The 8,821-nt window shown below is 60.9% G+C and carries 8 protein-coding genes; 7 read left to right on the top strand and 1 reads right to left on the bottom strand.

The genetic code is table 11. The features are described from left to right. Positions 1–95 precede the first annotated feature (95 nt). The 7 genes from rsfS to HNQ65_RS05430 all read left to right on the top strand — a co-directional run bounded on the left by rsfS (position 96) and on the right by HNQ65_RS05430 (position 6,804). Complete coding sequence (rsfS, locus tag HNQ65_RS05400; RefSeq protein ID WP_184338477.1) at positions 96–572, top strand: ribosome silencing factor; 477 nt, start codon at positions 96–98, stop codon at positions 570–572. 92 nt (positions 573–664) lie between these two features. Continuing rightward, the gene (locus tag HNQ65_RS05405) at positions 665–1,714 is read left to right on the top strand and encodes a sugar ABC transporter substrate-binding protein (RefSeq protein WP_184338478.1); all 1,050 of its coding nucleotides are present in this window, start codon (positions 665–667) and stop codon (positions 1,712–1,714) included. After that, positions 1,711–3,222: a sugar ABC transporter ATP-binding protein gene (locus HNQ65_RS05410; protein ID WP_184338479.1), complete on the top strand. Its 1,512-nt coding sequence runs from the start codon at positions 1,711–1,713 to the stop codon at positions 3,220–3,222. Before HNQ65_RS05405 ends, HNQ65_RS05410 begins: the two co-directional genes overlap by 4 nt. 317 nt (positions 3,223–3,539) lie before the next feature. Continuing rightward, a complete protein-coding gene (locus HNQ65_RS05415; protein WP_184338480.1) occupies positions 3,540–5,132 on the top strand; it encodes a sulfatase family protein in 1,593 nt (530 codons plus the stop codon). Positions 5,133–5,391: 259 nt separating this feature from the next. Continuing rightward, positions 5,392–5,712: a hypothetical protein gene (locus tag HNQ65_RS26510; protein ID WP_221306046.1), complete on the top strand. Its 321-nt coding sequence runs from the start codon at positions 5,392–5,394 to the stop codon at positions 5,710–5,712. Continuing rightward, positions 5,687–6,394 (top strand): DinB/UmuC family translesion DNA polymerase, encoded by a 708-nt coding sequence (locus tag HNQ65_RS05425; RefSeq protein ID WP_184338481.1) that lies wholly within the window; start codon positions 5,687–5,689, stop codon positions 6,392–6,394. Before HNQ65_RS26510 ends, HNQ65_RS05425 begins: the two co-directional genes overlap by 26 nt. A gap of 2 nt (positions 6,395–6,396) precedes the next feature. Next, positions 6,397–6,804 (top strand): hypothetical protein, encoded by a 408-nt coding sequence (locus tag HNQ65_RS05430; RefSeq protein ID WP_184338482.1) that lies wholly within the window; start codon positions 6,397–6,399, stop codon positions 6,802–6,804. Positions 6,805–6,895: 91 nt separating this feature from the next. Here HNQ65_RS05430 and HNQ65_RS05435 read toward each other — a convergent pair. Further along, positions 6,896–8,821: NHL domain-containing protein (locus tag HNQ65_RS05435; RefSeq protein ID WP_184338483.1), on the bottom strand; the 1,926-nt coding region annotated here is incomplete at its 5' end.

An 8,821-nucleotide genomic window follows, 5' to 3' on the forward strand; every position in this document is an offset into this window, starting at 1 on the left:
TGGGTGCTTGCGTCAACGCCGCATGATGGCAGTGTAAAAGTTCTGTCAAAACGCCGAAATCCGTGCTTATGACTGCGCGTTAGTTAAAAACAACCATGGAAGACCTCGAAATCGCCCGCGCCTGCGCCCTTTACGCTGATGACAAAAAAGCGGAGAACATCCGCATTCTGGACCTGCGCGGCCTCTCCCCTATCGCCGACTACTTTGTGCTTTGCACAGCCCTTTCCACCCCGCAGCTGCGCGCCGTGCGCGACGAAATCGTGGAGCAGATGAAGGAGCAGCACCAGACGCCCCCCACGGTGAAGGACGGCAACTTCGAGAGCCAGTGGATTATTCTCGTCTATGGCAGCGTGATGGTGCACATTTTGACGCCTGAAAAGCGCGAGTATTACGCATTGGAAGAGCTGTGGGGCGATGCCCCTGAGCTGGCCCTGACTGTGGAAGCCCCTGCTCCAGAGCCGAAAGAGCCCAAGCCGAAGAAAGCCGCTGCAAAGAAGGCCCCCGCCAAGAAAGCAACAGCCAAAAAGGCGGTGAAGAAGGCACCTGCGAAGAAGGCGGCGAAGAAGAAGTAGCTCCTGGAGCAACCGCCCCGGTTGCCGCTGGAGTTTTGAGTTGGCAAGCCGGAGGCTTGCACTACGCACACGCTTTCGCTAAAACAGCAGGCATGTCCGCCCGCATTCTGCTTGTTCTTGTCTCCTGCGCCCTGAGCGTCATCACCGGTCTTGTGATCGCACGCGGTGGCGTTGGCAGCACGACGGTGCGGCAGCGCCCGGTGATCGGGCTTTCCATGGACACGCTGAAGGAGGAGCGCTGGCAGGTTGACCGCGATCTTTTCACCGAGAAGGCGAAGGCCGCAGGGGCGGATGTGCTGGTGCAGTCGGCCAACAGCAACGACGCCATCCAACTGCAAAACGTGGAGAGCCTCATCACGCAGAAAGTGGATGCACTCGTCATCATCCCGCACGATGGCGCAGCGATGGCTAAGGCCGTGAATCTGGCGCATCAAGCAGGCATTCCGGTGCTCTCCTACGACCGCCTCATCACGGGCTGCGACCTGGATCTCTACCTGACCTTTGACAATGTGAAGGTAGGCGAGCTGCAGGCTAAGTTTCTGGTGGATCGCATTCCCGCAGGCGGCAAGCTGCGCGTCATCCGCATCTATGGCGCAAAGACGGACAACAACGCCAAGCTCTTCAAGCAGGGGCAGGACAATGTGCTGCAGCCGCTCATTGCCGCAGGAAAGCTGGAAGTGATCTTTGAGGACTGGGCGGAGGACTGGAAACCCGAGAGCGCCAAAAAGATCACGAATGCAGCCATCACCAAAAACGGCGCGAACTTTGACGCCATTCTGGCCAGCAACGACGGCACGGCAGGCGGTGCCATCCAGGCACTGACGGAGGAAGGGCTGACCGGAAAGATCATCGTAACCGGGCAGGATGCAGATCTAGCCGCGTGCCAGCGCATCGCTCAAGGGACGCAGGCCATGACAGTTTATAAACCGATCCAGAGCATCGCCACCAAGGCGGCGGAGCTAGCGCTGAAATTGGCGCAGCGCAAACCGCTGGTGGCCAAAGACGCCATCTCCAACGGCCAGTTCGAGGTGCCTGCCGTGCTGCTGGACATTGTTTCTGTGACGAAGGAAAACCTGCGCGAGACCGTTGTGAAAGATGGTTTCCGCAAGGAGAGCGATGTGTTTCAATCCAGCCAGCCATGATTCTTAAAGCGCAAAACATCACCAAACGCTTCCCCGGCGTCACGGCACTCAAGGATGTCTCGTTTGATCTCCAAGAAGGCGAGATCCATGCACTGTGCGGCGAGAACGGCGCGGGCAAGAGCACACTGATCAAGCTGCTCTCCGGGATTCACCCACATGGGAGCTATGAGGGGAGCTTTGAGGTGTCTGGCGTGGAGGCGAAGTTTTCCACCATCAAGGATGCGGAGACGGCGGGCATAGCCGTCATCTACCAGGAGCTGGCACTGGTGGAGGAAATGACGGTGGCTGAAAACATCTTTCTGGGACGCGAGCCGCGCCGCTGGGGAGCCTTCATCGACTGGCCACGCATGCATCAGGAGGCTCAGGCACTGCTGCAGCGCTTCAAGGTGGACCTGGACCCTGCCGCGCCGGTACGCACGCTGGGCGTGGGGCAGAAGCAGCTGGTGGAGATCATCAAGGCGCTGGCGAAGAATTCCAAGATCCTCATTCTTGATGAACCGACGGCGGCGCTGGCGGAGCATGAGGTGCTCATTCTTCTCGATATTCTGCGCGATCTGCGGCAGCGCGGCATTGCCAGCATCTACATCTCCCACAAGCTGGATGAGGTCTTTGGCATCTCCGACCGCATTACGGTGCTGCGCGATGGCTCCACCGTGGGCACCAAGAACGCCACCGAGACGAGCAAGGCCGAGGTGATCCGCCAGATGGTGGGGCGTGAAATCGGCGATCTCTTCCCCCGCCGCAGCACGCAGCCCGGAGAAGTGATCCTGCGCGCCGATTCTCTCACTGCTGCCGATGATGAAACAGGGCGCGCAAGGCTGCAAAACATCAGCTTTGAGCTGCGGGCGGGCGAGGTGCTGGGCATCGGCGGACTGATGGGCGCGGGGCGCACGGAGCTGCTGATGCATCTCTTTGGAGCCTGGGGTCGTCATGTCTCCGGCAGCGTGGAACTGAAAGGCAGCCCGCTCTCCGGGCTGACGCCGGAGACGATCATCCAGCGCGGACTGGTACTGGCCTCCGAGGACCGCCGCCGATATGGCCTGCATCTGGAGCAGAGCATCGGTTTCAATCTCTCACTGTCATCCCTGAGTAGCATCACACGCGGCGGTTTCATCCAGCGCAATGCAGAAGTGCGGAGAAATCAGGACATCTTCAGTTCGCTGCGCGTGAAGGCCACCGGTCTTGAGTCTGTCGTGGGCAAACTCTCCGGCGGCAACCAGCAGAAGGTGGTGCTGGGCAAGGCGCTGCTCACCGAGCCCTCAGTGATCATGCTGGATGAACCCACACGCGGCATCGACGTAGGAGCCAAGCTGGAGATCTACGAGATCATCAACCAACTCACCGCCGCAGGCAAAGCGGTGATCCTGGTTTCCAGCGAGCTGCCGGAGCTGATCGGCATGAGCGACCGCATCCTCATGCTCAATGAAGGCCGCATCGGCGGCTCCTTCACCCGCAGCGAAGCCACCCAGGAAAAGCTCATGGCTGCTGCCATGGGGCATGCGGGGTGATGGAACTCAGCACCATTTGGAGTGCGGCTGCGCAGCGAGGAACGAGCGGAGCTGCCGCTTTCGAGCGTCTCGTGTCACTCGTAAGAACTCTGGCCTTGGAACATCCACCGGCCCCCTCCTTCGTATGACTCATGACATGAGAGAACCACCCGGCCTGCGGAAAGCGGTAGCTGCGCTCGTTCCTCGCTCCGCGACCGCAGTCCAAAAGCTCTGCGCCCTCCCGCGCCAACTTTCTTGCAAAGATGCCCCATTTCCTTCGTTCGCACTTCATTCCCATCCTTCCGCCCAGCTTTCATCTGCCATTCGTCCCACCCCTCATGCTCCGCGCTCTCTTCACTTCCCTCTTCCTCGCCACAGCGGCCAGCGCCGCGCAGCCGCCGAACATCGTCTTCATCTTCTGCGATGACCTGGCCTATCAGGCGATGAGCTGCTATGGCGACCACCGCAAGCTGCTGGAGACGCCAAACATGGACCGCCTGGCCAAGGAGGGCATGCGTTTTGACCGCTGCCTCGTGACGAACTCCATCTGCGGCCCCAGCCGTGCGGTGATCCAGACGGGCAAATACTCGCACGCCAACGGCTTCTACAACAACAGCAACAGCAAGTTTGACAGCAGCCAGCCCACCTTCCCCAAGGTGATGCATGAGAAGGGCTACCAGATGGCCATGATCGGCAAATGGCACCTCATGACCGACCCCGTGGGCTACGACTACTGGAACGTGCTCCCCGGTCAGGGCGTGTATTACAACCCGCCGATGATCGACAACGGCAAACCCGTGAAGTACGACGGCTACACCACAGACATCATCGGCGACCTGACGCTGGACTGGCTGCAAAAGCGCGACAAGACCAAGCCCTTCATGATGATGTGCCAGCACAAGGCCCCGCACCGCGAGTGGGAGCCGCCGTCACGCTACCTGGGCTTTGACAAAGACCGCGTGTATGAGGAGCCGGAGACGCTCTTTGACAGCTACTCCGGGCGCAGCAAGGCGGTGAGTGATCACGACATGGGCATTGACCGCACGATGACGGACCGCGACACGAAACTAGTGGCCCCTAACAATCTGACGCCGGAACAGAAGAAGGCCTGGGACGCCTACTACGAGCCCCGCAATGCGAAGTACCGTGAGGCCGCGCCTGCGGGCCGTGATCTGGTGAAATGGCGCTACCAGCGCTACATGCACGACTACCTGGCCTGCGTGAAGGCCGTGGACGACAACGTGGGCCGTGTGCTGGATTACCTGGACAAAGAGGGCCTGACGGAAAACACCGTGGTCATGCTGAGCAGCGACCAGGGCTTTTACCTCGGAGAGCACGGCTGGTTCGACAAACGCTGGATTTTTGAAGAGTCCCTTCGTACCCCCTTCCTGGTTCGCTGGCCCGGCGTCATCAAACCCGGCACTGTGAACAACAAGATCGTGAGCCTGATCGACTTTGCCAGCACCTTCCTGGACATCGCCCAGTGCCCAAACCTTCCGGATGTGCATGGCCGCAGCCTGGTGCCGCTTTTCAAAGGCGAAGAACCCGCCGACTGGCGCAAATCACTCTACTACCACTACTACGAGTACCCCGTGCCCCACCGCGTGCGCCCGCACTACGGCGTCATTACGGACCGCTACAAGCTCATCCACTACTACAAGCCGGACGTGGACGACTGGGAGCTGATGGACCGCGAGAAGGACCCGCTGGAAACCAAGAGCTTTTACAACGACCCCGCCTACGCCGAAACGGTGAAGGAGCTGAAAGCCGAGATCCTCCGCCTGCAGGCCGAGGTCAAAGAGACCATGCCTCCGCCGCGCTTTACCCACGGAAACAAGGCCTTTGATGGCGAGGTGAATCCTCCCGTGCAGGAACAACCCAAGGGCAAAGGCGCCGGGAAGAAGAAGGGCGCAGCGAAGAAAGCGGAGTGAAACAAGCAGCGGGGTAATACCTCGTTGCGCTGAAAACGGGTCTAATGGCGGAAGCACAAGCCGACGGGGGGACATCTTGATCCCCCCACCTGCGGCGTGGTTGCGGATGAACCGTGTGCGCCGGGCGATGAGGGAGCGTATGGGATCGGGACGATCCCTCTCTGGAGTTTGGCCTTTGACTAGATAAGTCCGCAGTTAAGCGATCAAACTGGATGTTTTTGTGTGGAAAGAGTCTAGTTATGAAACCAGTGTTCGTATTATGGGATTGCCCACCAAAGTTCGGATCATCAGCCGCAAGGCCAGCGAGCATTGGTATAGCAACCTCCCCTCCGCCATCGCTCAGGCCATGGAGTTCACCAAAGGCGAGACCGTCGAGTGGATCATCGCTGACAAAGGCCACCTCATCCTGGCCCGCAAAGAGGTGCCCGCCAATCCGGTGGACATTCAAAAAATACGCCACGGTCTCCCTGAGCGCCCTGTTGCGCCAGCGCCTCGACTCCGCCTGCTCAGCGGCTGCTTCCGCCGCCTCCTGCGCCCGCAGGCTCGCCGTCCGCATGCTCGCCTCTCTGCCGTGCCCTGAACGCGGCACGCCCACCAACCTGATTTGCACCAGCGGCGCGCAGCAGGCCGACTGGAGCGCCCACTACCCGCTCTATGCCAGGGAGCGTGTCAGCGAGAGAACGCTCTTTGACACCGTGCGCACCGCCGAGCAGCAGGCCCTGCCCGAAGACCATCCGCTGGTTGTCTCGCTTGATGACACGCTGGTGGGCAAAGGAGCGTCTGACTTGCATGGCTACGCACTGGGGCATGATCCGCGCCCCGTCATCTGCGAGCCACCGGAGGCCAAGAGCTACGGCGAGCAGGAAACCTTCAATGCCGACACCACCGATGAAGCCTTCATCCTAGCCCGGCTGCGGGCAATGGCGGACTCCCTCATGCGGCGAGTAAGGAATGACCGGAAGAGCATACGCAGCGTGACCCTGCGGCTGCGATACAACTCCAACACGCTGGAGGTGCCCACGGCGCTGGAAAATGATGTGTATCCCCTGCTCACCGGCCTGCTGAAACGAGCCTGGGAAAGGCGAGAAAGCGTGCGGCTGGTGGGGCTGAAGTTCAGCAAGGTGTATGAGGCAGGCCTGCTCTCGGTGGTGCCGCTGGAGCCTGCGGACATGGTGCGCTGCCAGTGGCACAAGCTGGCGGGGGTGGTGGATGCTCTGCAGCATGGCGGCCATAGCGTCATGCGTGGGCATGACCTGGGCTGAAGATGAACGGAAACACGGGGCGCGAACTGCTGCCCAAGACCATGCCCGTGGCAGGCCAGACCGTGGAGACCACCCACCGCGTTCTACGCGGGCGCCCGAGCACGGGACAGGTCATCGTGCGGACTCCGGCAGATTGTCGGGCCGTTCCTGCGCTGAATGTGCGGAGCTGTTTCAGCTTCATGGATTCGGCTTTGACCATCCCGGCCATCATTGAGGCTGCCGCGGCGCATGACGTGCCTGCCGAGGCCATTACTGATCCCGGGCTCTATACCGCCGTGTGGGAGCTGGCGGCTGACTTCGAGGACTATGGCGTTATGCCGTGCACACCAATGGCAAAGGGTTCTACTCTCCTCTGGTTTATACCTTGGAATGCCGTCGTCTGGGCATCGGCTTTCTGGTGCCATGCGTAAAATTCTGGACTTTTTTCCGCATATCTGAAAGCAATCCGCAGGAGAGGCTGCGAAGAAGCGGAACAGCCCATGGTATTTCGTGAGAACTACGCTACCGCACCCGCAGACGTACGAAACGCCTGCTGCTTCCTGCGGATATCGTGGCCCTCACCTGCTGATGCGCGCCGTCGTCACTGACCAGGCTTTCACCAACCCCGGCAGTGGACCATGTTGTGAGATCGTCACTCCACTCCACTTGAAAGGTCGTGCCACTGTGGTGGGCTGCAGAGCCGCGGGTGTACGTGTACTCCAGATTCCCGCCCGCCGTGCGCAAATTCTCAGACACACGGCTGGCTGCATTCGGCGGCAGGTTCAGGGCACGCTCCAGCAGGTTGGGTATGCCGTCACTGTCCGGGTCGGCATCATCGGCCGCTTGCCCGCTGTTCGCAAAGCTGCCAAAATGAGCTTTGCGCCAGGACTGATGGAAGGTCAGCGCGGTGAAAGAGCCCACGCTCGTGTAGCTGGTTCCTTGGCTGTTGGTCGCATATGCCCGGAAGCTGTAGTCCGTCTCCTGCACCAACCCCGTCACCGCAGCGGTGAACTGGCCGGTCGTCCCGGAGGCCGTCACCTTCGTCACTCCAGCACCCCCAATCAGAGGGTTGCCATTGCTGGCTGTCACTGAATAAACCACGCCGCGCTCGGTGATCTCCGCCCCCCCGTCGGAGATCACATTGCCGCCCAGCGACGCCCCCGTTGCACTGATACTTTCAGCCTCCGGGCTGTCCACCGTAGGCGTGGCAGCCCCGCGGGCCACCGCCACCGTGTAGGTCTTCTGCGTCACCCCGTCCTGAGCGGTCACACGCACGTCCACTGTGTTGCTGCCAGAGTTAAGCGCCAAAGCGCCGCTTGCACTGCCGCTGATCACGCTGGCATACGTGCCTCCGTTGCTCCGCACCTGCACGCTGCCACTGGCATCCGCAAGCGTTGGAGTCACAGTGATGGAGTTCACCGCGTTGCCCACGCTGGCCGTATAGCTCACCGTCCCGCTGGCAAACACCGGGCTCAGCGTCCCGCTGTTCAGCGCCAGTGCGCTGAGATTCGCATTGCTGCTCAGGGTGGTGGTAAACATCCCACCGAGTGTGGTTTGAGTGCCGTCCACATTGACCGCGCTCAGACGATAATAATAAACCGTATTGGGCGTCAGACCGGTGAGGCTGGCAGACACATTCTGCGCAGTGGTGCCGCTATTGGCGCTAAGCGTCACTGCTGCCGTGCTGCCGTAGCTGGTGGTGGTGCCGTATTCAAACTGCGCAGTGGTCACAAAGCCGTTCGGGTTCACCGTGCCATTGAGCGTGGCTCCAGTGGTGCTCAGGGCGCTGATTCCGCCCAGCGTGAGCACCGGCTGGAAACCTGACAACTGCTGCCCCTGGACAACACGATGATTAGAATCGGTCACGTAAATCACCCCGCTGGGGGAAAGACTGATGCCAGAGGGCTTGTAGAAGCCTGCGACGCTGGCATAGCCGATGGCATGGCCAAATTGACCGGCAACTCCGCCAATGGTGCTCACCACTCCTGCTGAGGTCACCATGCGGATCGTGTGGTTGAACTGATCCGCCACATACACGTTGCCTGCGCTGTCCACCATCACACCGGTGGGGTTGTTAAACCTCGCGGCGCTTCCCGTGCCATCCGCGCTGCCGCTCACCCCGGCGCTTCCGGCCAGCGTGCTCACCACCCCTGCCGCTGTCACCTTGCGGATCGTGTTGCTGTCACCATCCGACACATACACACTGCCTTCGCTGTCCACCGCCACGCCGTTGGGGTAAAAGAACCTCGCTGCGCTTCCCGTGCCGTCCGTGCTGCCCGTTTCTCCGGCGCTGCCCGCCAGCGTGTTCACCACCCCTGCCGCTGTCACCTTGCGGATCGTGCTGTTGTCACCATCTGCCACATACACATTGCCTGCGCTGTCCACCGCCACACCGCTGGGATTGTTAAACCTCGCTGCGCTGCCTGTGCCATCGGCGCTGCCGCTCAC

The organism is Prosthecobacter vanneervenii, from assembly GCF_014203095.1.
In the GTDB taxonomy this organism is placed as follows: Bacteria; Verrucomicrobiota; Verrucomicrobiia; order Verrucomicrobiales; family Verrucomicrobiaceae; genus Prosthecobacter; species Prosthecobacter vanneervenii.

Coding starts and splice junctions, on each gene's coding strand:
- rsfS (WP_184338477.1), top strand. CDS start 96: ATGGAAGACCTCGAAATCGCCCGCGCCTGCGCCCTTTACGCTGATGAC.
- HNQ65_RS05405 (WP_184338478.1), top strand. CDS start 665: ATGTCCGCCCGCATTCTGCTTGTTCTTGTCTCCTGCGCCCTGAGCGTC.
- HNQ65_RS05410 (WP_184338479.1), top strand. CDS start 1,711: ATGATTCTTAAAGCGCAAAACATCACCAAACGCTTCCCCGGCGTCACG.
- HNQ65_RS05415 (WP_184338480.1), top strand. CDS start 3,540: ATGCTCCGCGCTCTCTTCACTTCCCTCTTCCTCGCCACAGCGGCCAGC.
- HNQ65_RS26510 (WP_221306046.1), top strand. CDS start 5,392: ATGGGATTGCCCACCAAAGTTCGGATCATCAGCCGCAAGGCCAGCGAG.
- HNQ65_RS05425 (WP_184338481.1), top strand. CDS start 5,687: ATGCTCGCCTCTCTGCCGTGCCCTGAACGCGGCACGCCCACCAACCTG.
- HNQ65_RS05430 (WP_184338482.1), top strand. CDS start 6,397: ATGAACGGAAACACGGGGCGCGAACTGCTGCCCAAGACCATGCCCGTG.